This is a genomic window from Faecalibacterium sp. i25-0019-C1 (assembly GCF_042854225.1).
GTDB classification, from domain to species: Bacteria; Bacillota; Clostridia; order Oscillospirales; family Ruminococcaceae; genus Faecalibacterium; species Faecalibacterium taiwanense.
Map to the genome: position 1 here is coordinate 1,961,046 of NZ_AP031428.1, position 26,933 is coordinate 1,987,978.

The following is a 26,933-nucleotide window of genomic DNA, read 5'->3' on the forward strand; positions in this document are numbered from 1 at the left end:
TGCGGGAAAAATATGACTTTTGAAAAAGAAGTAAGTTTCCGATAGCGTCCTCGCCCTCTCCGTCATTGCTTACGCAATGCCACCTCTCCCAAAGTGAGAGGCTTTGGCAGTCCATACAAAGTTTGCGGTTTTGCCAAGGGCTCCCCCCTTTGAGGAAAGACTTCCCCCGGCCGGGGGAAGATGTCACGCAAGTGACAAAAAGGGGAGCAGTGACATCGCGCAGCGATGACGGAAGGAGTTTACACCTCGATCAGCCTCCCCAGCTCCAGCGAGTAGATGCCCTTATACGTTACCTTCTTCGGCGCAAAGCGCTTATCGATGGCAAGGGCATAGAGGTTCAGCTGCGGGCGGTAGGCGCTCAGGAAGTCCGCTTCGGTCTTGCGGCGGTCGGTCTTGTAATCCAGCAGTTCCAGATGATCCGGGAACACCAGCACAAGGTCTGCAATGCCCTGCACCAGCACCTGCTCATCCTGCACGGCGGCGGCTTCCTGCGCGGAAGCTCCCTGTGCCGTCAGCACGGCCGACGCGGGCAGCGCCGTGATGAAGGCCAGCTCCCGCAGCACCTTTTCGGCTGCGCAGATCTTTGCAAAGGCTTCGCTCTCGGCAAAGCGGCGGATGCGGCCTGCATTGAGTTTTTCCGCAATTTCCGGGGCCACCAGCCGGGTGTCCACCTGCCGCTGGCGCTCTGCAAGGATGGCTTCCTCCAGCGTGCCCGCCGCTTTGGCAGCAGCAAGGGAGGCAAAGTCTGCATGTTCCAGAAAAGCGTGCAGAGCCGTGCCCATCTCGGCGGCAGTCAGGCCGTCTTTGGAGAGGAAAGCAGGGCGTTCCAGCGTGGTCTGCTCGGCCTTGTGCACGATGCTGGTCACGCTGACCTTGGCGGGCACCGCAGCCAGTTTTGCCGCCGGATACCGCCATGCAAAGCCCTCCTGCAGCTGAGCCACCAATGCCGGGTCTGCCGGGACAGGCTCTGCCGCTTCCGGTTCCTGTTCCGGTGTTTCCGGCTCCGGCTGAGCTTCCTGCACCGTGACCATGATCTCACTTTCCGTAAACACAAAGGGCAGTTCCAGATCTCCTGCCAGCCGCCGCAGCGGTCCGCCGAAGGGATGCACCAGCAGCGCTGCACGCAGCCAGTCGGCAAAGCTGCCCGCCTGCTGGTTCAGCGTTTCTCCCGCGCCCGCAGCAAGGAATGCTGCCGCCTTGGCAAAGGGATTGCCGGTCTTGGTCATGCCCAGCGGCACCGTGAGGATCAGCTTATCCTGTGCACGGGTGAGCGCCACATATAAAAGGCGCATCTGCTCGCTGCGCGTTTCCTGCGCATGGACGCTGGCAAGGGCTGCGTAGGCTGCAGTCTTGTACATGCTCTCGCCCTGTTCCGGGCGCAGGCGCAGGCCCGCGCCGTATTCCCGGTGCAGCAGCACCGGCTGGTAAGTGTCGCTCAGGTTGAAGTGCCGGGCCGTGTCGCCCACGAACACCACCGGGAACTGCAGGCCTTTAGAGCGGTGGATGGTCATAATGGTCACACAGCCAGGCCGCGCACCGCCGGGCACAGTGTCCTGCCCGGTAGAACCGGCCTGCGCCGCCGCGTCGATGGCACGCACCAGCGCCGAGATGCCGTTTGCACCGGTCTGTGCGCAGAAAGCCGCAAAGCGCCGGGCATCTTCCCGGCGGTGCGCACCGTTTTCCAGTACGCCCAGCGCAGCAAGATAGCCGGTGGAGACAAAGATCTCTTCCAGCAGCTGTTCTGCCGGGGCACTGCGGGCCATGCGCCGCAGTGCGGTGAGTCGGTCATAAAAGTCTTTCACCTTTTGGGTGAACGGAGTTTCATCACCATTCTGCACCACCTGCAGCACTGCGCCGTACAGACTCATGCGGGAAGCCCTTTTGCCCGTTTCCTTCGCGCCCTGTTCCTCCTGCGCCTTTTTCTGCATTGCGGCGCTCTGGGCACGCAGGCGTACAAGGTCGTCGTCCGTAAAGCCGAACATCGGCCCCAGCATGGCGGCGGCAAGGTAGATATCCTGCGCCGGGTTGTCGATGACCTTCAAAAGCGAGATCAGCGGCCGGATGTGCGCTGCTTCCATCAGGTTTTCGCGCGCATCCGCATACACCGGGATGCCCCGGGCCGTGAGCGCTTCCTCATAAGCGAGGAAGTCGCCGCGCGCCGCCAGCAGGATGCAGCAATCCTCGTACTGCACCGGGCGGGTGGAGCTGCCGTCCCGCACTGGTTCGCCGTTTTTCACCAGTTCTTCAACGCGCTGGGCGATCCACGCCGCGTCGGTCTCAGCGGTGTCGTCGGGCAGGAAGTGCGCTTCCACACTGCCGGCGTATTCGCCGGGTGCACCGCACACCAGCCGCTGGCCGTCGCCGTAAGCCGTATCGCCCAGCTGGGGGGTCATGAGCTGTTCAAAGATAAAGTTGATGCCTGCCACCACCTGCGGGGCGGAGCGGAAGTTCGCATCCAGCGCCAGCAGAGCGTTTCCGCCTGCCGTACCCCCCTCCGGGCGGGGGCGGGCAGTGCCGCTGGGCAACGGTGCCCATGCGTTCAGCTTAGCCCGGAAGATGCTTGGGTCGGCCTGACGGAAGCGGTAGATGCTCTGCTTCAGGTCGCCCACAAGGAACAGGTCATCCCCCGCCGGGGAAGCAAGGCAGCGGTAAATGGCATCCTGCAAAGCGTTCGTGTCCTGATATTCGTCCACCATCACGGCGGCATAGCTCTGCCGGATGCTCTGGCACAGCGGGGTGCACACGCCATCCGGTGTGCGCAGCAGCCGCAGGGCCTGATGCTCAAAATCGCTGAATTCCAGCAGCTTGCGCTCCTTTTTCCTTGCCGAGAAGCGGGCATCAAAATCCCGCACGGCGGCAAACAGCGCCCGCAGCCGGGGCAGGGCCGCTCTGCGGTCCGCTTCGGCTTCCTCCTCGCTGCAGGAGACAAGCTCCGTAATGTGCTCAAACAGCTTGGAAGCTTCGTCTGCGCGGGTCCTGACCGCCGCCTTATGATCGCCGGTCAGCCGTTTTTTCATGCCCTTGAAGCCGGGTATCTCCTCCATGCCCAGCACATAGGGTGTCAGCTTATCGTACAGCGGTGTCCACTGCCCTGCCGCAGCCAGCCGTTCCACCTCGCCCAGCAGGGCGGCGGCGCTTTCCAGCCGGGAGAGCGGCTCTGCAAATTTATCGTTGACACCAGCCACGGCCTTTGCCTTGGAAGCAGCGGTCTTGCCTTTTTCCTCGGCCTGTGCCTGTGCAAGGACAAAATCTTCCTTACAGTCTGCCAGTGCTGCCGTCAGCAGTTCCCGCGCGGCCTTTGCGCAGCGGGCCGCTTCCGCCAGCAGCAGGTCATGCCAGCAGGTAAAAGCAAAGCCGTTTTCCCGCTGCCATGGTGTCAGATATTCGTCCAGCCTGCGGTCATAGTCCGGCAGAGCGCGCAGAAAATCGTACACATGCAGGATGGTATTGCCTGCGGCCTGATCGGTGCGGCCCTTTCCGTAAAGGTCTGCAAAGGCACAGAAATCCGGGTCGCGGTAGGCATTTTCCAGCGTTTCGGCCAGCGCCGAAGCCCGCAGCACCTCCACGCTGCCGGGATCTGCCGGGGCAAAATCCGGCGGGATGTCCAGTGCCTGAAAGTGCTTGTGCAGCAAGTCCAGACAGAACGCGTCAATGGTGCAGATGGGTGCTCGCTGCAAAAGCATCCGCTGGCGGCGCAGGCTCGTGTTGTGGGGCTGCTGCTGGCTGAGCCGCAGCAGTGCCTGCCCGATGCGTGCCCGCAGCTCTGCCGCCGCCGCATTGGTAAAGGTGACGATGAGCATTTTGTCCGCATCCACCGGGTGGTCCGGATCGGTGATGAGCCGCACGGCGCGTTCGGTCAGCACGGCTGTTTTTCCGCTGCCCGCCGCTGCGCTCACCAGCAGCGCACCACCCCGGTCCTCAATAGCAGCGCGCTGGGCCGGGGTCCATTTGGGTTCGCTCATGCCTGCTCACCCTCCTTCTCGTTCTCGGTCTCTTCCGGCTCAAAGGGCTTGGCCGGAGCCTCCAGCGCACGCTCGCCGATGCCGGTCTCGTGGCAGCAGATAAAGCTGTAGTCGCACCAGACGCAGGGGTTCCTGCCCGCCCCGGCCACCAGCGGTTCCGCTTCGATGCGGCCGCTGTAGAGCTGGCTGCCCATCTGCGTTACAAGGTCATCCAGATGTAGCTGGATGCGGTTGAGCTTTGCAATATCGGCACGCTTATCCTTCTGGCTGGGGCTGGGTACACCGTTGCGGTAGCCAAAGGGCAGGTAGCGGCCCGTCTCATCCGCATCCATGGCATCAAACACCTTCTGCTCGTCCCTCACAAGGCCGTCCAGCTCGTACTGCACGTCCTGCTGTGCCTGCTGGCGGTTGGTGGTCTTGGGGGCCGGGTCTGCCAGCAGATACAGCACGCCTGCCGGTTCCGCACCGGTAAAGCGGCCGCTCTTATCCCGCGTCAGGCTGAACAGATACAAAAGCATCTGGCAGTCCAGCCCGCAGTATACCTCTTTCAGGTTCAGCTTTTTGGTGCCGGTCTTATAGTCCACCACCCGCACCCAGCGGGTGCCGTTTTCCTCCACCCACTCGTCGGCGCGGTCCACCGTGCCCACCAGCTGCACGGTGCGCCCGTCCGAGAGATGATACACCTGCCCTGGCACGGCGTCCTCCCCGGAGCCGATGCGCAGCTCACAGGCTGCCGGGTGGAAGCAGGACTGTTTCTGTTCGTCCCGCAGGTAGCACAAAAGGCTTGTCATGCTTTTTTTGAGCCGCGAGAGCAGATAGGCGAACCGGGCTGTATCCTCCGGCAGATAACGCTTTGCATATTTATCCACCAGCAGGCCGGCAAGGCCTGCCATGGCTTCGTCGTCCAGCTCCAGAAATGGGGCCAGCCCGGCGCAGGGATTATCCGCGTCCGGGTGCGGGTCCAGCGCCATCTGCAGCACCCAGTGCATCAGGGTGCCGCTCTGGTCGGCAGAAAGCTCGGCCCGTCTGCGGGGCTTCAGTCCCAGCACATACTGTAAGAAATAGCCGTAACGGCAGGTATAGTATTTTTCCAGCTGGCTGGGCGAAATGCGCAGCCGCTGCCCCAGCAGGCCGCTCAGCGCGGACAGATCGTTCACCTGCCGGGGCGGGTTCTCCTCCATGCGCTGCAGCAGAGCAAGGCCCCGGGGCGCATCCGTCTGCGGCAGACGCAGCGCCTCAGTCAGGCTGGCGCGTTCCGTGTCGGTCAGCGGCCAGCCGCCCAGCGTATCCAGCGCATCGGCGGGGGTGGCTGCAAGGTCGGGAAGCTCCAGCTCCGGTGCCGCCGGGTGCAGAGCCTCCACGATGGGTTCCAGCGCTGCGCACAGGGTCTTGCCCTGCCCCTTGGGCCAGCTGAGCCACAACCCCTTTGCCGGTGCGGTGAGGGCTTTGTAAACGCACACCTGCTCGCGCACCACGCGGTTCTCAAAGCAGTCCGGCAGATCGATCTGCTTTGCCATCAGAACATCGCGGTCGGCGTGGGTCAGAAGGCCCGTCTCGGACGGTGCACAGGGAAATTCGCCCTCTGCAAGGCCCAGCACGAACACATAGTCCGGCGCGTCCAGACGCATTTTGCCCGCGCTTGCCAGCACCACGGCATCCAGCGTCTGCGGGATGTGCCCAAGGTCCGAAGAGCGCAGCAGCAGGCTGAACAGGTCCTCATATTCTGCAAAGGTCACACCCTGCCCGCCCAGCAAGTGGGCCATCTCGTTGAGCAGCTGCATCACCACGTTCCACTCGCGGGCCGCTTCCTCTGCCGCCGGGATGCCCCGGGCAGTGCGGACGGCTTCCACCAGCGCTGCCTGCTGCTCTTCTGCACCCAGCTTTTTCAGGCAGAAATACAGTTCCCGGCTGATCTGTTCGGCGCTGCCGCCCCGCACCTTGCTGCGCAGTTCGTCCACGGCTGTTACCAGCAGCTGGCGGGCAGTCTCGGCATCCTCCAGCGTTTTTGCATCCTCATCGGACAGTTCATTTTCGCCGAAGCCCTTGGGGCTTTTCTCAAATTTTGTGCGCCATGCCGCCGCATTGGGTGACCAGGTATAGGCATAGTTTTCCAGCGCGCAGACCTGCGGCTCGGTCAGAGCGCACAGGCCGGTCTTGGCAAGAATGGTCAGGTTTTCGGTCATATCCGCACCGCGCAGCAGTGCCAGCAGTGCACGCACCGCCGTAGCCGGGGCGCTGAACTCCGGGGTGGTGGGTTCATCGCAGTAAAGCGGGATATCTGCCATGCGGAACTCGTACCGGATGGCCGCACGGTAATCCGGGATATTGCGGCAGACCACGGCCATTTTGCCGCAGCGCACGCCCTGCCGCATCAGGCGGCGGATGGCCGCAGCGGTGCAGCGGGCTTCCTCTTCCCGGCTGGCAGCGGCAAACAGCCGCACCTCCGGCGCAGCGGGCGGCACCTCACAGGTGCCAGTCTCCAAAAGCTCTGTCACAGCCGCAAGGCCGGGCGCATCCTTATGGCGCAGGTCGCGGCGCAGCAGCTCCGGCACTGCCGCATCAGCACCGTTTTTGCGGGCCAGCTGCCGCAGCTGTGCGGCCACCTGCTTTGCGCCGGAAAAAAGCCCCATATCCCCCGGCACCATGGGCGCACCGTCGTCGCACAGGGCCACCGTGACGGTGGGCAGCGCCGCCAGCATCGCGCCCATCAGCCGCTTTTTGGGTGCGTTGAAGGTATCGAACTCGTCAATGAACACTTCCCGCTCCCGCAGAAAGTCCGGCAGTTCGCCCCGGGCAAGAGCGGCTTCCAGCCGGTCAGCCGCCAGCTCCAGCCGGTCGGCGGGGTCCATGCCGGTGCCCGCCAGCAGCGTTTCGTACCCCTGAAAGATCAGTGCCAGCTCGCTCAGCTTGCCGCTTTCCGGCCCGCAGTCCGGCGCAAGCTCTGCCAGCTGTGCGCCGGAAAGGCCGGCACTTTTCAGCTCGTCGATGGTCTGGGCCGCCATCTGGCAGAAGGCCGCACTGCGGCGGTGGCGGTAGTAGTAATGCACATGATCCTGCAGCTCTTCCAGCGCGCGGCGCACCAGCACGGCGCGGCCCGCGTCCGAAAGGGTCTGCACCGCCGCGCCGCCCTCGGCAGAGAGGATGCGCTCTGCAAGGCTCGTGAAGGAAAAGCTTTCCACCATGCCGGAAAGAGCATCGCCCAGTTCCCGGTAGATGCGGCCCTCCGTGCTGGAAGTGAACTGTTCCGGCACCAGAAGGATGCTGCGCCGACCCTGTTCGGCCCGGGCCTTGATGCGGGAATAGAGCAGCGTCGTTTTGCCGCTGCCGGAGCCGCCTAAAACCAGTTTGAGCATGGGGCACTTCCTCCTTGAAAAACGATCTGTGTTTATTGTAACACGAAAATCCTCTCAAAAAAAGTGTGATTCTCTACCTTTTAGCCTGCAGCTGTGGTACACTTGAACCGACAAACTTTTCCACACAAGAGAGGAAGCCTGTATGAAAATTTTAGCTGTTGACTACGGCGACAGCCGCACCGGCCTTGCCACCTGTGACCGCACCGAGTTCCTTACAACGGCCATCACCCCGCAGATCACCCTGAAAGCCCGCAACAAGGTGGCGGCACGGGTGTGCGAAGTGGCCAAGGAGATCGGAGCCGAGCTGATTGTGATCGGCCTGCCGCTGAACATGGATGGTACCGAGGGCGAACGCGCCATCAAGAGCCGCAAGCTGGCAAAGACGGTCGAGATCTGGAGCGGCCTGCCTGTACGCATGTGGGACGAGCGGCAGACCACCTGCGCCGCCGCCGACATTCTGGACGAAAGCGGCACCTTTGGCACAAAGCGCAAGGAAATTCTGGACTCTGTGAGCGCCACGGTCATTCTGGATGACTATCTGGCGTGGCGGAAGGAGCACCCGGGGGAGATTTGATTCAACTCCTTCCGTCATCGCTGGCGCGATGCCACTGCTCCCCTTTTTGTCACTTGCGTGACATCTTCCCCCGGCCGGGGGAAGTCTTTCTCATTGAGGGAGGCTCTGGCGAAAAGGAAAACTTTGCCGCACTGCCAAGGGCTCCCTCTTTGAGGGAGCTGTCGCCGCAGGCGACTGAAGGAGTTATAAAAAAGGCACCCGCAGTTTTGAACGCTGCGGGTGCCTTTTGGTTCACTGATATGTCTCGATGCTCACGCTGTTGATGGTGATGTCCTCACGGGGCTTCTGGTTTTCGTCCACGGCGGTCTGGCCGATGGCATCCACCACGTCCATGCCCTCGTACACCTGCCCCAGCACGGTATCGGTGTAGTCAAGATAAGGCGCGCCGCCGGCGGTCTGATAGGCCGAAGCCACCTCCGCGCGGTAGCCTGCGCTGTTCATCTGGTCCACAAGCTCCTGCGTCACCGACTGGTCTCCCGGCAGCGTCTGCATCACGTAAAAAACGCTGGCGCACTCGCCGGAAGCATCGGTGCCCATACACAGCGCGCCAGAGTAGTGGTGCAGACTGTCGGTGGTCTCAGCCGGGTAGCGGCTGCCGTTCCAGATGGTACTGCCCCTGCCGTCGGCCCCCTGCCCGGCTTCCACCACAAAGCCGCTCTCCACGCGGGAGAAGGTCAGGCCGTTGTAGTAGCCTGCCTGCACAAGGCCTGCAAAGTTATCATAGGCCTGCGGGGCCTTGTCCGGGAAAAGCACCGCCTTGAACACACCTGCCGAGGTATCGAACACCGCAATGGTGTCCCCCGCCGCAGGGTGGGCAAACTGCAGCTCTGCCGATTCCACTGCCGGGCGGTCGATCTTCTGGACTGTACTGCCGCCGCTGCCTTTGCCAAAGTGCAGAAAGCTCCCGGCACTGCAGCCCGTCAGCGCCAGCGCCGCTGCCAGCACAAACGCCGCCCATCTTTTTTTATGCATCATTTCCGCCCACGCTCCATACTCTATAGTAACCTGCACGACACACCGTGCACAGAAGATTCAGAGGATAGTATATCATATTCTGCCGCAGAGTGCGAGAGCAAATGCGTGAAAATTTGCCGCACAATTTCTGTGCGAAAAAGCATCTTGACGAGCAGGCAAAAAAACGCTACACTATATGCAGGCCAAGCGGGCGGCGCACAAACAGCCCGTTTTATGACACGATACAGGAGACAATATCTATGTCTGACGAAATCAAGAACCCTAATACCGAAGAAGATCAGCCCGACCTGATGACCCTGGAGGATGAGGACGGCAACGAGATCACATTTGAGGTGATCGATGCACTGGACTACAAGGGCGTGCATTATCTGGCTGCTGTGGAATACGCTGAGACCGAGGAAGAGGCTGAGAACGCTCAGCTGGTCATCCTGAGCGTCGGCGAAGACGATGAAGGCGAGTATCTGGATGTCGTGGACGACGACGAGCTGCTGCTGGAGCTGGGCAAGCTGTTTGAAGAGCGCCTGAGCGACGAGTACGACATCGAAGAATAATTCCAGACAAATTACCCGGCAAAACTTCCTGCCCGGCTCGATTTGTTGCGGTTTATATGATCCTACTAATCATTCAACGGGAGCTTGGAGTTCCCCGGTGGATTGCAGACCTCCCCGTCATGGGGCGACCATGAAGGCTCGATGAGGAAGCGCGAACCCGGAGACAGGGCACCCACCTGTCCGTAAGGGTAGGTTTGATTGACCGCAGACGACCGGGCGGGATCTTTTTATAGCAATCCATCCACCTCTGTCCTCTGCACTTTCTGCAGAGATGCAGTGTGTGGATTTTTTTATTATCTTGAAAGGATGTGCATTGCGGCATGAAGTCAGAACATCTGGTGGGCACCTCTATCCCCCGTTTTACCTTTGATACCCCCACCACACCGGGCAATGATTTTTACAAGCTGTGCGAAGGGGAGCACCCTCTTGTCATGATCTTCCTGCCTGCCTTTGACCACCCTGTCACGCGGGAATACCTGACCCGCTACCTGCAGACCCTGCCCAGACTGCGCGGCGTGCGGCTAGCCTGCGTGGTGCGTTCCTCTCCCCGCATGGTGGCAAAAGCCACGCAGGGGGCCGAGTTTCCCTTCACCCTCATCTGCGACGCGCCGGGGGTGCTGTACGGCTACCTTGGCGTAGAACAGGCCCGCGGCATCCTGAGCTGGAGCTTTGCGGCCCAGCGCATCTACAAAGCGGCCAAAGAGCAGGGCTACCGCTACAACAGCAATGCTCCACAGCAGCTGCCGCTGACGCTGGTGGTGGGCCACATGGGTAAGATCCTGTTTACCCACTCCGGCCGCAGCCAGACCGACCTGCCGGAGGACTGCGCCGCCATCCGCGAGATTACCCGCGAGGTGGTGCGCACCATGGCCGAGGACCAGCGGCGTGCACACCCCCACTGCTCCGACGAAACGCTCACCCTGCCGGATCTGGTAGGCTGGGATGATCTTGACGGAAGCAGCCATTGACTCAAACCAGCAAAAGCACCTGTCATTGACCCTCTCAGGCGCTGACGCGCCAGCTCTCCCGAAGGGAGAGCTTTTTTACTTCTGGAGGACAGGCACAATAAAGCTCCCCCTTTCGGGGGAGCTGGCAATGCCGTAGGCATTGACTGAGAGGGTCATTCATCCGTTTCATCCGAAAACAGCCCCGGGATGCCGCACAGGGCTGCAATGCCCACCAGCGTGAACACGATGCGCGACCAGATGGATGCGCTGCCGCCCAGCAGCCAGCCCACAAAATCGAACTGGAACAGCCCCACAAGGCCCCAGTTGATGCCGCCCACGATCATTAAGATCAGACAGATTTTATAAAAGGTCTGCACAAAAAAGACCTCCTTCCTTTGCGGGCAGTATGCCCCGTGGGAAGGAGGTCTATGCATTTTTATCGGCTCACCCGTGCGCCGCCGCGGTCAGGCTGCGCCACGTACACCTGCTTCCAGCGCCGCTTTGCGGCCTGTGCAGCAGCCCGTGCGGCCCCTTCGTCCCGGAATACGCCGAACACCGCCGCACCGCTGCCGGTCATCAGGGCGGTGACAGCGCCATGCTCCCGCAGCAGGGCCTTGATGGCCCCGGTATCCTTTGCTCCGCTGCACTCTTCCAGCGCATTGCCGGCGGCGGCACAAAGGGCATCCAGATCTCCGGCACGGATAGCGGCTTCCTGCGCTCCGCAGTCCGGGTGAATGCTGCTGCCCACCCGGTCATAGGCCGCAAAGGCCTCCGGGGTGGAAACGCCGTAGTCCGGCATCACCACCGTGAACCAGCACTCCGGCACCGGCGGCAGCGCCTTGAGAAAATCGCCCACACCCTGCACCCGGCAGGTGCCGCCCATCAGGGCAAAGGGCACATCCGCACCGATCTTTGCGCCCAGTGCGCACAGCTCACTCATGGAAAGGTGCGCACCGTACAGCTCGTTCATGCCCACCAGAACAGCGGCAGCATCGGCACTGCCGCCCGCCATGCCCGCCCGCACCGGGGTATTTTTATAGATGGTGATGTCCACGCCCGCCAGAAGGCCGGTGTAGTCAAAAAAGGCCAGCGCTGCCTTGATGGCAGTGTTTTTGTTATTGGGGGCCACCAGACTGCCCGGCAGACGCAGGTTCAGGTAGGGGCTGCGGCGCAGCACCACCCGCTCGTACAGGGTAATGGCCTGCATGGTCATGTCCAGATCATGGTAGCCGCCCGGCAGAAGGCCCACAACGTCCAGCGCCAGATTGAGCTTTGCGGGGGCCAGAACGGTCACGCAGTTCAGCCTTGCCATTTGTTCCTCCTCAGATACCGTGATAGATGCCGTTTTCCTGCAGGAATTCCCGGATGCGCCGGAGCGCTTCCTTCAGATGCTCCACGCTGTAGGCGTAGGAAATGCGGGCGTAGCCTTCGCCGGAAGCGCCAAAGGCGTCGCCGGGGATGATGGCCACATGCTTCTGTTCCAGCAGCTTCGTGCAGAAATCCTGACTGCTCATGCCCGTGCTCTTGATGCAGGGGAAGGCGTAGAACGCACCGCGCGGCTCAAAGCAGGTCAGGCCCATATCGTTAAAGGACTTCACCACAAGGCGGCGGCGCATATTGTACTCGTCGCGCATGCGGTCGATCTCGCCGTCGCACTCCTTCAGGGCGGTGATGGCGGCGTACTGGCTGGTGGTGGGGGCACTCATGATAGCACTCTGGTGGATCTTGGTCATGATCCGGATGATGGGTGCCGGGCCGCAGGCATAGCCCAGACGCCAGCCGGTCATGGCGTAAGTCTTGGAGAAGCCGTTCACCACGATGGTGCGCTCGGCCATGCCGGGCAGGGTGGCAATGGACACATGAGGCCGCAGGCCGTAGTTCAGCTCGGCGTAGATCTCATCCGAGAGCACCATGATGTTGGTGCCGCGCAGCACCTCAGCAACGGCTTCCAGATCCTCGCGCTCCATCACCGCACCGGTGGGGTTGTTGGGAAACGGCATGATGAGCAGCTTTGTCTTGGGGGTGATGGCTGCTTTCAGCGCATCGGCACGCAGGCGGAACTCGTCCTCCTGACGGCAGGCCACATGCACCGGCACACCGCCGGACAGGGTGGTGATGGGCTCGTAGCACACAAAGCAGGGCTCCGGGATGATGACCTCGTCCCCGGGCTGCACCAGCGTGCGGATGCACATATCAATGGCTTCGCTGCCGCCCACCGTGATGAGCACCTCGTGCAGCGGGTCGTAGTGCAGGCCCATGCGGCGCTCCAGATACTTTGCCACCTCGGCGCGCAGCTCCTTCAGGCCTGCGTTGGAGGTGTAGCGGGTGCGGCCATGCTCCAGACTCTCGATGCCGGCTTCGCGCACGGCCCATGGCGTTTTGAAGTCCGGCTCGCCCACGCCCAGACTGATGCACTCGGGCATTTCGGCAGCCAGATCGAAAAATTTGCGGATGCCGGAGGGGCGCATGGCCTCAGCGGCAGGCGCGATCAGTTTATCGTAGTCCATCACAGCACCGTGCACTCTCTTTCATCGATTTCTTCGTCCTGATACAGGCGGCCCTCCTTTTTATAGGTGCGCAGCACAAAATGGGTGGCGGTGGACAGCACATCGTCCAGCGGAGAAAGGCGCTTTGCCACGAACAGAGCGATCTCCTGGAAGGTCTGGCCCTTGATCACCAGCTGCAGGTCGTAGCCGCCGCTCATCAGCAGCACGCTCTCCACCTCGTCAAAGGCGGCAATGGTGGCTGCGATCTCGTCAAAGCCGCGGCTCTTCTTGGGGCTGACGTTCAGCTCGATGACGGCCTCCACACGGTTCACACCGGCCTTTTCCCAGTCCACAAGGGTCTTATAGCCCTTGATGATGCCCTGCGCCCGGGCCAGATCGATCATTGCCGCCACCTCGGCGGGGGATTTATTCAGCATCGTGGCGATATCCTCAATGGGCAGCCGCGCATTGTCTTCCAGGATCTTCAAAAGCTGTTCCATAGTATTTTGCTCCTTCTCAGCCCGTAATCGGGAAATAAATTATCTATAAGTATAGCACAAGCTGTAAAAGATTGCACCCGATTTTTGGGATAGAATGTCTTTTTCCCCTCGTGTCTGTTCTTTTTTACAAAAAGTGTGTTCAAATTTTGCCAAATCTGCTATACTGGAAGAGTAAGAGTGTGCCGGAACGCTTGCGGCACCGTTCATCAAAAGGAAAACGAGGGTGGAAACGATGAAAGCATTCATTACCGTCATTGGTCACGATACCGTGGGCGTTGTTGCCAAGGTCGCTGGTCTGTGCACCGAACTGAACATCAATATCGAGGACGTGACCCAGAGCATCCTGCAGGGCATGTTCGCCATGATCATGCTGGTGGATATCAGCAACTGCAATGTGAGCCACGAAGAGCTGCACAAGCGCACCGACGCGCTGGCTGCCGAGATGGGCATGCAGATCAATGTTACCCGTCAGGAAGTTTTTGATGCCATGCACACCATCTGATGGAGGGAGTACACAGCTATGAGTATGTTTAATACCGGTGACATTCTCGAGACCATCGAGATGTTCACTCAGGACAATCTGGACGTGCGCACCGTCACCATGGGCATCAGCCTGCTGGACTGCATCGACCCAGACCCGAAGAAGGCGTGCGAGAACATCTATAACAAGATCACCACCAAGGCCGCAAACCTTGTGCCCACGGTGGAGCATATCAGTGCCGAGTACGGTATTCCCATCATCAACAAACGCATCAGTGTCACACCCATCGCCATGCTGCTGGGTGCCTGCCCGGATGCCGACCCTGTGGAGTTTGCAAAAACTCTGGATGCCGCCGGTAAAAAGGTGGGTGTAAACTTTGTGGGCGGCTACAGTGCTCTGGTGCACAAGGGCTTTTCTGCCGGTGACCGCCGCCTGATCGAGTCCATTCCCCGCGCACTGGCCGAGACCGACATCGTGTGCAGCTCGGTGAACATCGGCGCCACCAAGGCAGGCCTGAACATGGACGCCGTCAAGCTCATGGGCGAGGCCGTCAAGAAGGCCAGTGAGCTGACGGCTGATCGTCAGTGCATCGGTGCCGCAAAGCTGGTGGTGTTCTGCAACGCACCGGAGGACAACCCCTTCATGGCCGGTGCATTCCACGGCCCCGGCGAGCCGGACTGTGAGATCCACGTGGGCGTTTCCGGTCCCGGCGCTGTGCGCGCTGCACTGGCCCGCCTGCCCAAGGATGCCCCCATCGACGAGGTGGCAGAGCTGGTCAAGCGCACCGCCTTCAAGATCACTCGCGTGGGCCAGCTGGTGGCCAATCTGGCTTCTCAGGCACTGGGTGTGCCCGCCGGCATCATTGATCTTTCGCTGGCACCTACCCCCGCCATTGGCGACAGTGTGGCCAACATTCTGGAAGAGATGGGCCTTGAGACTTGCGGTTGCTGCGGCACCACCGCCTGTCTGGCCCTGCTGAACGATGCCGTGAAAAAGGGCGGCGTGATGGCCTCCAACCATGTAGGCGGTCTGTCCGGTGCCTTCATCCCGGTCAGCGAGGATGCCGGCATGATCCACGCCGCCGAGACCGGATGCCTGACCATTGAAAAGCTGGAAGCCATGACCGCCGTCTGCTCGGTGGGCATCGATATGGTCATCATCCCGGGCGACACCACCCCGGCTGTCATCAGCGCCCTGATCGCTGACGAAGCCGCCATCGGCATGGTGAACAGCAAGACCACCGCCGTGCGCGTCATTCCCGCCATTGGCCGCAAGGCCGGCGAGGTGCTGGACTTTGGCGGTCTGCTGGGCTATGGCCCCATCATGGCCGTGAACCAGCACGACCCGTCCGTGTTCATCAACCGCGGCGGCCGCCTGCCTGCCCCCATGCAGTCGCTGAAGAACTAAAGGACCCTCTCAGTCATCTCGCATACGCTCGATGCCAGCTCCCCCGAAAGGGGGAGCTTTTTTCAAACCGAAAGCAGGTGTTTCCTATGAAACCGAACATCGTTCCCAAAAATGGCGATATGCTGCCTCGTGCACGCGAGCTGCGCCGCGAAATGACGCCGCAGGAAAGAAAGCTATGGTATCAGTTTTTGCGCCGCTACCCGGTAAAAATTTATAAGCAGCGCATCATTGAATCTTTTATTGCTGATTTTTACTGTTCTCGCGCACAACTGGTCATCGAATTGGATGGAGCACAACACACCACCGAACAAGGGCTTCTGTATGACCGTGAACGGAGCAGCATCTTTTCGCAGTACGGCTTGGATGTTCTTCGTTTTTCTAATTATGAAGTGGATCTTCAGTTTGAAGCAGTCTGTGAAAAAATCCATCAGACGATTCAATCTCGCCTTTGAAGCTGCACTTTCCCGGTATATGCACAAAAGCTCCCCCCTCGGGGGAGCTGGCATTGCGCAGCAATGCCTGAGAGGGTTCGTTCTTTCCTGAATAAATTCTTTTCAACAGGCCCATCCTCTGGATAACATTTCCAGAAGAAGGGTCTGTTTTTATGTTATCCAGAATGCTTACACGTTCTCAAATGGCTCTGCTCTGCCTTGGCCTGTTTCTCGCCCTTGCTCTGTGTGGCGCATGGCAGGCATTTGCATGGGGCCGCACCCAGCTGGACACCGGGGCGCTGGTGTGCGCCGACACCCTGCGCCTGCACATCCGGGCTGAGAGCGATTCCATTGCCAGCCAGAGCGCAAAGCTCCATGTGCGGGATGCCGTGCTTGCCTATCTGGACACCGCCTGCCCGGCACGGAGCAAACCGGAAGCGATCGCCTGGGCGGCGCAGCATCTATTTGAGCTGCAGCTCACGGCCCGGCACGCGCTGGCAGAGCTGAACATCCGTACGCCGGTGCGGGTGCAGCTGGTAAATATGTACTTTGCCACCCGGTGCTATGGTTCCGGCACTCTTCCCGCCGGGCGGTACGACGCTTTGCGCATCGATCTCGGTGCCGGAAAAGGCCGCAACTGGTGGTGCGTGCTCTACCCGGGCCTGTGCCGCTCTGCCTGCGGCAGCTATGCCCAGCCTGCCGAAAACGACCTTGTGTGCGGGGAGTACATCCTGCGCTTCAAAGTGGTGGAGTGGGTGCAGCAGCGCACCGCCCGCCGGGAGGACGTGGTGCTGCTTGGGTAACGCCCGGCGCTTTCGCCGCATAGCATAGGGCGAAAGGAGCGTGTGATCATTATGGCGATCCCTGCTTATTATTCCCTGCTCCAGCGCGGCTCCTCCGGGCCGGACGTAGCTCTTGTGCAGACCTGGCTCAACGGTGTGCGCGATGCCTGCACATGGTACGGCGAGCTGAAGGCCGATGGAAAATTCGGCATTTCCACCGAGAACGCCGTGAAGGAGTTCCAGCTGAAAAACAAGATGAATGTGGACGGCAAGGTAGGCGCGAACACATGGAACGTGCTCTACACCCGCTACACGGCCAAGCACGGCCTGCATGTGCCCTACCCCGGCATTGCCCTGCGCAGCGGCTCTTCCGGCGGCACGGTGCGTCTGGTGCAGCAGAAGCTCAATTCGCTGGGTGAACGGCTGAACGCCGACGGTAGGTTCGGCGCGGCAACGGCAGCGGCTGTGCAGCGGTTCCAGCGCCGCAACGGCCTTACCGCCGACGGCGCGGTCGGCGAAGAAACGTGGGAGAAGATGTTCTGATTTAAGGGAAGCGAACTCCTTCAGTCACGGCTTGCGCCGTGCCAGCTCCCTCAAAAAGGGAGCCTCTGGCAAAACCGGAAGCTTTTCCGCACTGCCAAAGGCCCCATCCCCGAGGGGGCTGGCATCGCGCAGCGATGACTGGGGGAGTTTTCCTTGCCCCCACCCCCGCCCTGCTGTATAATAAAGAAAACTCTGAAAAGGCGGTGTTTCCGTTTGCGTTTTCTGCATCTTTCCGACCTGCATCTGGGCAAGCGGGTGTGCGAGTTCTCCATGCTGGACGACCAGCGGTACATTCTGGAACAGATCCTTTCCCTGCTGGATAAAACGCCCGTGGACGGTGTGCTGCTGGCGGGCGACCTCTACGATAAGCCCGTTCCCCCTGCCGAAGCCGTGCGCCTGCTGGACTGGTTCCTCACCCAGCTGGCCGAACGCAGGCTGCCGGTGTTCGCCATCAGCGGCAATCACGACTCCGCCGACCGCATCGCCTTTGGCTCTGCCCTGCTGCAAAACAGCCGGGTGTACGTCAGCCCGGTGTTCTCCGGTGCGCCGGTGCCCATCCCTCTCACCGACGAGTACGGCACGCTGGACGTGTACCTTCTGCCCTTCCTCAAGCCCGCCATGGTGCGGCATGTCTGGCCGGACGAGCCTGTGGACAGCTACAACGATGCCCTTGCCTGCGTGCTGCGCCACTGCCCGCCGGACCCGGCCCACCGCAGCGTGCTGGTGGCCCATCAGTTCGTGGCCGGTGCCGCCTGCTGTGAGAGCGAGGAAGTCTCGGTGGGCGGTGTGGACAGCGTGGATGCCAGCCTGTTCGATGCCTTTGACTACGTGGCGCTGGGCCACCTGCACAGCCCCCAGAAGGTGGGCCGCGATGCCGTGCGCTATTGCGGCACCCCGCTGAAATACTCCTTTTCGGAAGCAGGCCAGCACAAGAGCGCCACCTTTGTGGAGTTCGGTCTCAAGGGCGAAGTTTCCATCACCACCGCGCCGCTTACCCCGAAGCACGACCTGCGGGAAGTGCGCGGCAGCTACATGGAGCTGACCGACCGCCGCAATTACGACGGCACTGCGGTGGACGACTACCTGCACATTACCCTGACCGATGAGCAGGACGTGCCGGACGCACTGGCCCGCCTGCGGGTGATCTACCCGAACCTGATGCGGTTGGACTACGATAATCTCCGCACCCGGGAAGATCAGGAGATCACCGCACCGGAGCGCGCCGAGAGCATCACCCCGCTGGAGCACTTCTCGGCGTTCTACCAGCTGCAGAACAATCAGCCGCTGACGGCGGAGCAGGCGGCATTCTGCCAGCAGCTCATTGAGGAGATCTGGAAGGAGGGCGAGGACGCATGAGACCGCTGAAGCTCACTCTTTCGGCCTTTGGCCCCTATGCCGCCGAAACGGTTCTGGAACTGGCAAAGCTGGGCAGGGGCGGCTTATACCTTGTCACCGGCGACACCGGAGCAGGCAAGACCACCCTGTTCGATGCCATTACATATGCGCTGTACGATCATTCCAGCGGCGGCGTGCGCGAGGGCGCCATGCTGCGCTGCAAATATGCTGATCTTAAAACGCCCACCTTTGTGGAGCTGGAATTTGAGGTGAACGGCCAGCGCTATACCGTGCGCCGCAACCCGGAGTACCAGCGCCCCAAAAACCGCGGCGAGGGCATGACCACCGAGAAAGCGGATGCCACCCTCACCTATTCCGATGGCCGTCCGCCGGTGACCAAAGCCAAGGATGTGACTGCCGCCGTGCAGGAGATCATCGGGCTGGACTACAGCCAGTTCTGCCAGATCGCCATGATCGCGCAGGGTCAGTTCACAAAGCTGCTCAACGCTTCCACCGAGGAGCGCAGCCGCATTTTCCGCAAGCTGTTCCGCACCCAGCGCTATGCCCGGCTGCAGGAGCGCCTGCAGGCCGAAAGCGCCGCCCTCAGCCAGCAGCGCACCACCCAGAATGCAAAGCTGGACAGTCTGCTCTCCGGCATCCGGTTTTCTCCCGACGACCCGGATGCCGATGCCCTTGCCGCACTGAACGCCCAGACCGAGCCGGAGACGGCCCTTGCCCTGCTGGAAGGTCTGCTGGCCCGCCAGCAGGCCGCGCAGGAGACCGTTGCTGCTGCCCTCAAGGACACCGAAGCCAAGCTGGACGAAGTACAACGTCAGCTGGGTGCTGCCCAGCAGGCCCGACAGCTGGCCGCACAGCTGGCCGCAAAGCAGGCAGAGCTTACCGCTGCCCTGCCTGTGCTGGAAGCTGCCCGTGCCGAGAGCGCCCGCCACGCAGGCGATGCCGCCCAGCTGGATGTTCTTGCCGGACAGGTGACGCAGGCGCAGACGGCCCTTGCCGCCTACAATGAGCTGGATGCCCTGTGCCATCAGCAGCAGGCCGCGCGGGATGCTGCCCAGCTGGCCGCTGCCAAGGCAAAAGCGAAACGCACCCAGCTGGCCGCACTGGACACAGCGCTGGCCGCTGCTGAAAAGGAGCTGACCGCGCTGGAAGATGCTCCCACCCGGCTGCTGGCCTTGCAGAACCGGGAAAAGGAGCTGGCCCAGCGCAGCACCGCCCTTACCACCCTGAACCAGCGGCTTGCCGCCTGCCAGCAGCAGGCACAAAAGGCCCACCGTGCGCAGGATGCCTACCGCACTGCCGCCGAAGCCAAGGAGCAGGCCCATGCCCGGCGGGATGCGCTGGACAAAGCCTTTCTGGACGCACAGGCCGGACTGCTGGCGCAGGCGCTGGCCGAGGGTGCGCCCTGCCCCGTGTGCGGCAGCGTCCACCACCCGGCAAAGGCCCAACTGCCCCACACAGCCCCCACGCAGGCGCAGGTGGATGCCGCCAAGCAGGAAGCCGAAAAGGCCGATGCACTGGCCCAGACTGCCAGCACTGCCGCACAGAGCGCCCTTGCCGCAGCCGACGAAGCCCGCCGCTCCCTGCGCCGGGATGCCGAGAGCCTATTGCCAGAGCGCTTCACTTCCCCGGATGGGACGGTACAGCTGACCTTCAAGGGGATGACCGCTGTCCTGACGGAAGAAGCCTGTGCCCTGCACGCAGCACAGGCCGAGTGTGTCGCCGCGCTTCGGCAGGCCGAAGCAGACTGCGCCCGCCGCACCGCATTGGAGGCCGACCGTCAGGCAAAAAGCTGCCAGCGCCCGGCACTGGAACAGGCCACCGCTGAAGCTGACAGCACCGCCGCCGCGCAGAATGCCAGCGCCGATGCGCTGGAACAGCAGGCCGCTGCCGCTCGTGCAGCCCTGCCCTACCCGCAGCGGGCCGAGGCACAGGCCGCGCTGGATGCATTGGAAGCCAGCCGCACCGCCCTGCGCACCGGCATGGAGCAGGCTCAGCATTCCCTCAAACAGGCAGAGCAGGCCTATGCCGCTGCCAAAGCCGCTGTGGATGCCCTGCAGACCCAGCAAGCCACTGCCGAAACCACCGGGCCTGCCCAGCCGCTGGAATTTTTACAGGCAGAACAGGCCCGCCTTGCCGCCGCCCGCACTGCCCTGCGGGAGCAGGCCCAGCAGCTGGCAGCACAGCTGCTGCCCAACTGCGCTGCGGCAGAAAAATACCGCGCAGCCGCTGCCGCCCGCACCCAGCTGGAACAGCGCTGGCAGTGGGTGAGTGCCCTTGCCGCCACGGCGGGCGGCACCTTGACCAGCAAACAGAAGATCAAATTGGAAGCCTACATCCAGATGAACTATCTGGACCGCATCCTGCGCCACGCCAACACCCGCCTGATGCAGATGACCGCCGGGCAGTACGAGCTGGAGCGCATTGGTGCCGAGAACCAGCGCAGCCAGTCCGGCTTGGACCTTGGCATCATCGACCACTACAACGGCACCCGCCGCAGCGTCAAGACCCTTTCCGGCGGCGAAAGCTTCAAGGCATCGCTGGCGCTGGCACTGGGCCTTTCGGACGAAGTACAGAGCGCGGCAGGCGGCATCCGTCTGGACACGCTCTTCCTCGACGAGGGCTTCGGCAGTCTGGATGACGAATCGCTGGAACAGGCCATGCGCGTACTTGCAGGGCTGACCGAGGGCGACCGGCTGGTGGGCATCATCTCCCACGTAGGTGCTCTGAAAGACCGCATCGACCGACAGGTGGTGGTGCGCAAAGCCCGCACCGGCGGCTCTACCGTAGAATTGATCGTGTGAAACACCGCAGGCCTCTTTATAAGTTACATCTTTCCGGGGCATCCTATGGGCGGAGGTGATTTTCTAATGAGCTTGACGCCCTTTATCCGCCATGAGCTGGAACACCAGCCCGGCATTGCCGCCGCACCGGAAAACAGCTGCACCCGCTGCAGCCCGCCGCTAGGCAGGGAGCCGGATCCCCTGTTGCCCGGCGACCCCGCTGCCCCCGGCACACAGGTGCCGCCGCAGATCGAAACACCGGGCCAGACCCCGCACCCGGACACAAACAGCGCCCCGCAGGGTGTGCCCATGACCAACGGCACCCCGGCCGCCTGTTACCAGAAGAACGCCCGGGAATTTTTGGCCGGGGATGTGCAGACCAGCGTGATGGCCCACTATGCACCCGGACTGTTCAGCACAGACCAGCACACCCATTCCTGCCATCCGGCCCCGGACGAGGATGCTTCTCAGGTGCTGAGCCTTGTGGACTGGCGCGAGGATGCACCTTACGGCTAACAAAAATTTTTCAAATTATTTTTGCTCTACCTGTTGAAATCTGCGTCCGCTTCCCTTATTATGGTAGCAAACAAAGATAAAGGCAGGTTTTGCATCATGGCAGAGATCAAATATGAAGTTGTTCAGCGCATTGCAGTTCTCTCGGAGCGTCCCCGCGGCTGGGAGCGTCAGCTGAACCTCATCAGCTGGAACGACGGCGAACCCAAGTACGACATCCGCGACTGGTCCCCGGACGGCACCCGCATGGGCAAGGGCATTTCCCTGAGCCACGACGAAATGGCCATCCTCAAGGGCCTTCTGGACGAGCTGGAGCTGTAAGCATGGGCGGCCGCGAAGAGTTTTTGCAGATCTGGCAGCAGCACATCACCCGCCCCGGCAGCGAAAAGCTGCTGGACTGGCTGGACCATAAGACCGATTTCTTTACGGCACCGGCCTCCACCCGGTTCCACGGTGCGTGTGAGGGCGGGCTGTGTATGCACAGCCTGAACGTCTACCATGCGCTGCACGACACCTTTTTTACCGAGGGCGACAGCGAGGAGACCTTTGCCATCTGTGCACTGCTGCACGATCTGTGCAAGGCCAACTACTACAAGCCCGGCACCCGCAACGTGAAAAACGAAGCGACCGGCCAGTGGGAAAAGGTGCCCAGCTACAGCGTGGAGGATCTGTTCCCCTACGGTCACGGCGAAAAGAGCGTGTTCCTCATCGAGCGGTTCATGAAGCTGCGGGTCGAGGAGGCCGTTGCCATCCGCTGGCACATGGGCGGCTTTGACGATGCGGCCCGGGGCGGCTGCTTTGCCATCTCGGAAGCCTACGACAAGTATCCCCTTGCCGTCAAGCTGCACATCGCTGATCTGGAAGCCACCTATCTGATGGAGCACCGCACCAGCGCTGTGCGCTGAAAAAACAAAATACCCGGACAGGCACAGCAGTGCGATACTGCAGCCTGTCCGGGCTTTGTTTTGTTTAATTTTTGCGCTCGGCCTTATTCTGGTACATTTTTTCATCTGCCTGACGGATGGCCTCGGTGAGTGGATGCACACCGCACACACCGCCAACACTGGCCGAAAGCTCCAGCTCCGGGTAGCCTTCCACTCTGGCACTGGCCGCAGCCTCCCGCACGCGCTGTATCACATGTTCCCCGGGCCGGATGTGCGGCACCAGCAGCAGGAATTCATCGCCGCCATAGCGCACCAGCACATCGGTCTGGCGCAGGTTGCTCAGGATGGACTGTGCCACGCTCTGCAGGGCCTTATCGCCCACCAGATGGCCGAACCGGTCGTTGACCTCCTTGAAGCGATCCACGTCGATCATCACTACGCCTTCCACCTGTTCGCTCTCCGCAAGGAAGCACTCGAAGTACTGGCGGGAGTATGCCCCGGTCAGCGAATCCACAAAGGCACTGCGGTCAAAGTTGGAGCCGCGGTCCAGCAGCATCCGGCGGCCGCCCATATCCAGCCAGCGTCCGTCCGAAAGCTTGGACACCATTTCCAGCACGCAGCCGCGTCCGCCCACTTCCACATACTTTGCCATGACAAAATAAGCCTGATCGTCCTTGAACTCGATCTTGTTCAGGGATTCCTTGCGGGCAAGGGCCTTACTGGAAATGCAGTTTTCGCACCGGCCCGATTTGTTCCACACCATGTGGCAGGTGCCGGGCATCTCGGTCAGCCGGCCATCCTTGCCCAGGCTCAGCACCTTGGTGCTTTCCGGGTCCACCAGACGCACGATGTCAAAAATGCCCTTCAGGCGTTCCAGCAGTGCTTCCGGCTGGTCGCTGTTCACATCGCCCAGCATCAGCTCCTGCAGGCGGGCATGGTCATCTGTGATCTGGCCCACCACGCTTACGCAGTGGCGCACACCGGCGCGGCTCCACATGGTGTGCATCACCAGCCGGTGCAGCCGGTATTCCTGATCCACCGCGATCAGCACCAAGAATGCGGCATCCGGCTCTTCCGGCGTTGCGGCTGCAATGGCATCCAGCAGCTTGCGGCGGTCCTTGCCGGAGAGAAATGTCAGGCCCATGCCCTTATCAAAGTCCAGCTTCTGGGTTCGGTTGACCGGGTCCTCGTAGCGGTTCACCACAGTCACGCTGCCGCTGAGTATATCGTAATCGAACTGAATACCGCCGCGCTGCTCGGCATAAAAAGCGGTGCGCTCCCGTTCCAGATCCAGCAGGCGCTGGGCACGATCCTCACGGGGCAGAGCTTCGCGGTGCAGGATCTCCTCCGAAAGGCGACGGGTCTCGTGGCGGAAACCGCGGTCATACTCCGAGCGCTGCAGCTCTGTGCGCAACAACTCCGAGGATTCTTTCAGGCATTCCATCAGCAGCGGATTGAAGCTGCCGCACTCGCCGTGCAGGATCATGTCAACGGCCTTTTCGTGGCTGTAGGACTGCTTATAACAGCGCTCGCTGGTCAGTGCGTCGTACACATCGGCCAGTGCCACCACCTGTGCTGCAATGGGGATCTCGTCGCCCTTGAGCCTGTCCGGGTAGCCGCCGCCGTCCCACCGCTCGTGGTGCCAGCGGCAGATAGCGTGTGCCACCTTTACCAGCGGTTCGTCCTGCCCGATGGCAAGCCCCTTCAGGATCCTGGCACCCTCGGTGGTGTGGGTCTTGATGGTGGCGTACTCTTCCTCGGTCAGGCGGCCGGGCTTGTTCAGGATTTCTTCCGGGATCATGATTTTGCCGATATCGTGCAGCGCCGATGCTGTGCTGATCAGCGAGATATCACTCTCATCCAGCTGGTAGCGGTCCGTCTTCTGCGCCAGCTGATGCAGGAGCAGGCCGGTCAGGGTGCGGATGTGCAGCACATGCTGGCCGCTCTCGCTGTTGCGGAACTCCACCACATGGCTCAGAATGTTGATCATCAGCACACCGTTGTGCTCTTTTTCGTATACCTGATCGGTCACAAGGCGGGTAAGGCGCTTCTGCTTTGCGTAAAGCATGAGCGCATTCTTCACCCGGCGCAGCACCATGACCCGCTCGAACGGGCGGCGGATGTAATCGGCCACGCCCATATCATAGGCGCGCTCGACGCTTCGGGTGTCCTCTGCCGCGCTGATCACAATGACCGGGATCTCCTCCTGCCATGCATAGCACTGCATCACCCGCAGCACATCAAAGCCGTCCATTTCCGGCATGATCAGGTCCAGCAGCACCAGCGCGATATCGGTGCGTCTGCGCAGAATTTCGATCGCGCGCAGGCCGTTCTCGGCTTCCAGATATTCGTAGCCCTCGCCCAGAATCTCCTTGAGCATGGCGCGGTTGATCTCCGAGTCATCCACGATCAGTATTTTCTGTTTTGGTTCCATCTCAACCGCTCCTCGCTCCTGTACTTCCGGCCGCAGGGTCTTCCGTTTCCTACCGGACCACAAAAAAAGCTGCTGCAACAGCTTTGCGCTTTGCAGCAGCTTTTCATTTCACTCATATCTGCTTTTTTTGCAGGTCATCCAGCTTTCCGTCATGCGCCCATCATATCGTCGAACCAGTTCATCAGCTCCACCGAGAGGTGCTCCAATCTGGTCTGGGGCTTCCAGTCCGGCTGAGCAGGCTGCGGAGCCTCCGGCCCGGGCTGTTCGGCCTCCGGCTCCGGCCGCGGACTCTGCGCTGCCGATGGTTCCGGCTGCGGGGGCGTATGCGCCGCAACCGGCACAGGCCGCACAGCTTCCGCATGGCGGGCCAGCTCCTGACGCAGCTGCTCTGCATGAGCGCCCGCGCACTCAGCCTCCTGCCGCGCCTGCTCACAGGCCGCTTCCAGCTGGGCATTTTCCTGCCGCAGCGCGGCCATCTGCCGTTCACAGGCAAACAGACGGGTCTGATAGCGCAAAATTTCCGCACTGGCCGCTGCCAGCTTTCGGTTCATCTGCTCCAGCTGGGCACACACCGCCTTGGGCGGCTCTGCCGGAGCCTTTGCCGCGGCAGACTGGGCACAGCGCTGCCGCGAACCATTGTTCTGCTGCCTGCCCTGCGCCATGGTGTCCCTCCGATCCATCCGATACGCCTGATCCGCTTATGACGGCCAGCCTTTTATCTGCGCTTGTTCAGCATGGCCATCAGCTGGTCGTAATAGCCATTATCGCTGTTGTCCTCTTCCACGGGCTTTTCAGCAGTGGGTGCCGGTGCAGCGCCGCCTGCGGCAGAAGCTGCCGGGCTTGCAGTCTCGCTGCTGAACACAGCAGACGGAGTGGACTGTGCGCCGCCCATTGCATTGCTGATGCTGCTGCGCAGGTCGCTTGCGCTCTTGTTGTCAAAACCGGTAGCAACCACGGTCACACGCATCTCGTCCGAGAGGTTCTCGTCGAACGCAGTACCCCAGATGATGTTTGCATCGGGATGTGCGCTCTGGGTAATGAGACCTGCTGCGGTCTCCACATCCTCCAGACCGATGTCCGGGCTGGAAGTGATGTTGATGATCACGCCGTGTGCACCGGCAATGCTGGTCTCCAGCAGCGGAGAAGAAATAGCAGCCTTTGCGGCGTTCTCGGCCTTGCCTGCGCCCTTGGCGCTGCCCACGCCCATGTGTGCGTAGCCGGCATCCTTCATGATGGAGCGCACGTCGGCGAAGTCCAGGTTGATGAAGGCAGGCACATTGATCAGAGCGGAAATGGACTCAACGCCCTGACGCAGCACGTTATCGGCTGCCTGGAAGGCATTCATCAGGGTGATCTTTTCCTGGCTGATCATCTTCAGGCGCTCATTGGGAATGACGATCAGACTGTCCACATGCATGAGCAGGTTTGCAATGCCCTGCTCTGCCAGACCCATCTTGCGCTTGCCCTCAAAGGAGAAGGGCTTGGTGACGATGCCAACGGTCAGGATGCCCAGATCATGTGCCACCTCGGCCACAACGGGTGCTGCACCGGTGCCGGTTCCGCCGCCCATACCGGCAGTGATAAACACCATCTGGGAACCCTTGAGCGCATTTGCGATCTCGTCCTTGCTCTCTTCAGCGGCGCGCTGGCCGATCTCGGGGTCTGCACCGGCACCGCGGCCCTTGGTCAGCTTGGAACCCAGCTGCACCTTGGTGGCAGCGTGGTTCTTGGCCAGAGCCTGCTGGTCGGTGTTCATTGCGATAAATTCGACGCCCTGCAGGCCGTCGCTGACCATGCGGTTGACAGCGTTGCCGCCGCCGCCGCCCACGCCGATCACCTTGATCGTCGTAACGTTTTCGTCCATTTCTTCATCGAGCATGAGTGCCATAACTTTGTCCTCCATCGGATTTTATCGTAAAACTGCGCATAGCGCACAGAAATTATCTGCTTACACTTATATAACTGTATCGTATC

Annotated in this window: 23 protein-coding genes and 1 other RNA gene; 14 read left to right on the forward strand and 10 right to left on the reverse strand. The window is 61.5% G+C overall.

Annotation, left to right across the window (positions count from 1 at the left end; all coding sequences use genetic code 11):
* Window positions 1-239 precede the first annotated feature (239 nt).
* Window positions 240-3,962, reverse strand: a complete 3,723-nt coding sequence (locus ACGHUK_RS09720) for a UvrD-helicase domain-containing protein (RefSeq protein ID WP_390574212.1) — start codon at window positions 3,960-3,962, stop codon at window positions 240-242.
* Window positions 3,959-7,315 carry a PD-(D/E)XK nuclease family protein gene (locus ACGHUK_RS09725; RefSeq protein WP_390574214.1) on the reverse strand — a complete coding sequence of 1,119 codons (3,357 nt, stop codon included), beginning with the start codon at window positions 7,313-7,315 and terminating at the stop codon, window positions 3,959-3,961. The genes ACGHUK_RS09720 and ACGHUK_RS09725 overlap by 4 nt, the downstream gene beginning before the upstream one ends.
* 142 nt (window positions 7,316-7,457) lie before the next feature.
* Between ACGHUK_RS09725 and ruvX the strand changes: the two genes are divergently transcribed.
* A complete protein-coding gene (gene ruvX, locus ACGHUK_RS09730; protein WP_044954016.1) occupies window positions 7,458-7,889 on the forward strand; it encodes a Holliday junction resolvase RuvX in 432 nt (143 codons plus the stop codon).
* Window positions 7,890-8,120: 231 nt separating this feature from the next.
* On the opposite strand, the gene ACGHUK_RS09735 is transcribed toward ruvX, so the two are convergent.
* Window positions 8,121-8,864, reverse strand: a complete 744-nt coding sequence (locus ACGHUK_RS09735; protein WP_390574216.1) for a peptidylprolyl isomerase — start codon at window positions 8,862-8,864, stop codon at window positions 8,121-8,123.
* A 239-nt stretch (window positions 8,865-9,103) separates the two neighbouring features.
* Here ACGHUK_RS09735 and ACGHUK_RS09740 point away from each other — a divergent pair, with 239 nt between their 5' ends.
* From ACGHUK_RS09740 to ACGHUK_RS09750, 3 genes are all read left to right on the forward strand, one after another.
* Complete coding sequence (locus ACGHUK_RS09740; RefSeq protein ID WP_097776541.1) at window positions 9,104-9,415, forward strand: DUF1292 domain-containing protein; 312 nt, start codon at window positions 9,104-9,106, stop codon at window positions 9,413-9,415.
* A 22-nt stretch (window positions 9,416-9,437) separates the two neighbouring features.
* A non-coding RNA gene (ssrS, locus tag ACGHUK_RS09745) (6S RNA) lies at window positions 9,438-9,642 on the forward strand.
* Between the two features lie 93 nt (window positions 9,643-9,735).
* Entirely contained in the window at window positions 9,736-10,383 is a 648-nt protein-coding gene (locus ACGHUK_RS09750) for an AhpC/TSA family protein (RefSeq protein ID WP_097776540.1), read from the forward strand.
* 152 nt (window positions 10,384-10,535) lie between these two features.
* Here the strand turns inward: ACGHUK_RS09750 and ACGHUK_RS09755 are convergent, their stop codons facing one another.
* From ACGHUK_RS09755 to ACGHUK_RS09770, 4 genes are read right to left on the reverse strand one after another with little or no spacing between them, the layout of a single operon-like run.
* The gene (locus ACGHUK_RS09755) at window positions 10,536-10,739 is read right to left on the reverse strand and encodes a DUF378 domain-containing protein (RefSeq protein WP_243111924.1); all 204 of its coding nucleotides are present in this window, start codon (window positions 10,737-10,739) and stop codon (window positions 10,536-10,538) included.
* A gap of 59 nt (window positions 10,740-10,798) precedes the next feature.
* Entirely contained in the window at window positions 10,799-11,674 is an 876-nt protein-coding gene (gene ispE / locus ACGHUK_RS09760; RefSeq protein WP_349935335.1) for a 4-(cytidine 5'-diphospho)-2-C-methyl-D-erythritol kinase, read from the reverse strand.
* A 10-nt stretch (window positions 11,675-11,684) separates the two neighbouring features.
* Window positions 11,685-12,869 carry a pyridoxal phosphate-dependent aminotransferase gene (locus tag ACGHUK_RS09765; protein WP_005944411.1) on the reverse strand — a complete coding sequence of 395 codons (1,185 nt, stop codon included), beginning with the start codon at window positions 12,867-12,869 and terminating at the stop codon, window positions 11,685-11,687.
* On the reverse strand, window positions 12,869-13,348 hold the full coding sequence (locus ACGHUK_RS09770) for an Lrp/AsnC family transcriptional regulator (RefSeq protein WP_005935606.1): 480 nt from the start codon (window positions 13,346-13,348) through the stop codon (window positions 12,869-12,871). The genes ACGHUK_RS09765 and ACGHUK_RS09770 overlap by 1 nt, the downstream gene beginning before the upstream one ends.
* 232 nt (window positions 13,349-13,580) lie before the next feature.
* Between ACGHUK_RS09770 and ACGHUK_RS09775 the strand changes: the two genes are divergently transcribed.
* The 10 genes from ACGHUK_RS09775 to ACGHUK_RS09820 all read left to right on the forward strand — a co-directional run bounded on the left by ACGHUK_RS09775 (window position 13,581) and on the right by ACGHUK_RS09820 (window position 22,546).
* On the forward strand, window positions 13,581-13,850 hold the full coding sequence (locus tag ACGHUK_RS09775; RefSeq protein WP_005944416.1) for an ACT domain-containing protein: 270 nt from the start codon (window positions 13,581-13,583) through the stop codon (window positions 13,848-13,850).
* Window positions 13,851-13,874: 24 nt separating this feature from the next.
* Window positions 13,875-15,236, forward strand: coding sequence for a PFL family protein (locus ACGHUK_RS09780; protein ID WP_044954086.1), 1,362 nt, complete (start codon window positions 13,875-13,877; stop codon window positions 15,234-15,236).
* 86 nt (window positions 15,237-15,322) lie between these two features.
* Window positions 15,323-15,688 carry an endonuclease domain-containing protein gene (locus ACGHUK_RS09785; protein ID WP_005944419.1) on the forward strand — a complete coding sequence of 122 codons (366 nt, stop codon included), beginning with the start codon at window positions 15,323-15,325 and terminating at the stop codon, window positions 15,686-15,688.
* Window positions 15,689-15,840: 152 nt separating this feature from the next.
* Entirely contained in the window at window positions 15,841-16,470 is a 630-nt protein-coding gene (locus tag ACGHUK_RS09790; RefSeq protein ID WP_390574218.1) for a stage II sporulation protein R, read from the forward strand.
* 51 nt (window positions 16,471-16,521) lie between these two features.
* Complete coding sequence (locus tag ACGHUK_RS09795) at window positions 16,522-16,992, forward strand: peptidoglycan-binding protein (RefSeq protein ID WP_154259289.1); 471 nt, start codon at window positions 16,522-16,524, stop codon at window positions 16,990-16,992.
* 213 nt (window positions 16,993-17,205) lie between these two features.
* Window positions 17,206-18,348 carry an exonuclease SbcCD subunit D gene (locus tag ACGHUK_RS09800; protein WP_390574219.1) on the forward strand — a complete coding sequence of 381 codons (1,143 nt, stop codon included), beginning with the start codon at window positions 17,206-17,208 and terminating at the stop codon, window positions 18,346-18,348.
* On the forward strand, window positions 18,345-21,149 hold the full coding sequence (locus ACGHUK_RS09805) for an AAA family ATPase (RefSeq protein ID WP_390574221.1): 2,805 nt from the start codon (window positions 18,345-18,347) through the stop codon (window positions 21,147-21,149). The genes ACGHUK_RS09800 and ACGHUK_RS09805 overlap by 4 nt, the downstream gene beginning before the upstream one ends.
* A gap of 66 nt (window positions 21,150-21,215) precedes the next feature.
* Window positions 21,216-21,644 (forward strand): hypothetical protein, encoded by a 429-nt coding sequence (locus tag ACGHUK_RS09810; RefSeq protein WP_338428200.1) that lies wholly within the window; start codon window positions 21,216-21,218, stop codon window positions 21,642-21,644.
* 96 nt (window positions 21,645-21,740) lie between these two features.
* Window positions 21,741-21,962: a YdbC family protein gene (locus tag ACGHUK_RS09815; RefSeq protein ID WP_120079997.1), complete on the forward strand. Its 222-nt coding sequence runs from the start codon at window positions 21,741-21,743 to the stop codon at window positions 21,960-21,962.
* A gap of 2 nt (window positions 21,963-21,964) precedes the next feature.
* Window positions 21,965-22,546: a hydrolase gene (locus ACGHUK_RS09820; RefSeq protein ID WP_097781609.1), complete on the forward strand. Its 582-nt coding sequence runs from the start codon at window positions 21,965-21,967 to the stop codon at window positions 22,544-22,546.
* A gap of 64 nt (window positions 22,547-22,610) precedes the next feature.
* On the opposite strand, the gene ACGHUK_RS09825 is transcribed toward ACGHUK_RS09820, so the two are convergent.
* From ACGHUK_RS09825 to ftsZ, 3 genes are all read right to left on the reverse strand, one after another.
* Window positions 22,611-24,959, reverse strand: a complete 2,349-nt coding sequence (locus ACGHUK_RS09825; protein ID WP_390574222.1) for a diguanylate cyclase domain-containing protein — start codon at window positions 24,957-24,959, stop codon at window positions 22,611-22,613.
* A gap of 149 nt (window positions 24,960-25,108) precedes the next feature.
* Complete coding sequence (locus tag ACGHUK_RS09830) at window positions 25,109-25,639, reverse strand: hypothetical protein (RefSeq protein WP_223389251.1); 531 nt, start codon at window positions 25,637-25,639, stop codon at window positions 25,109-25,111.
* Between the two features lie 35 nt (window positions 25,640-25,674).
* Window positions 25,675-26,847, reverse strand: a complete 1,173-nt coding sequence (gene ftsZ / locus ACGHUK_RS09835) for a cell division protein FtsZ (RefSeq protein ID WP_044954030.1) — start codon at window positions 26,845-26,847, stop codon at window positions 25,675-25,677.
* Between the last annotated feature and the right edge of the window lie 86 nt (window positions 26,848-26,933).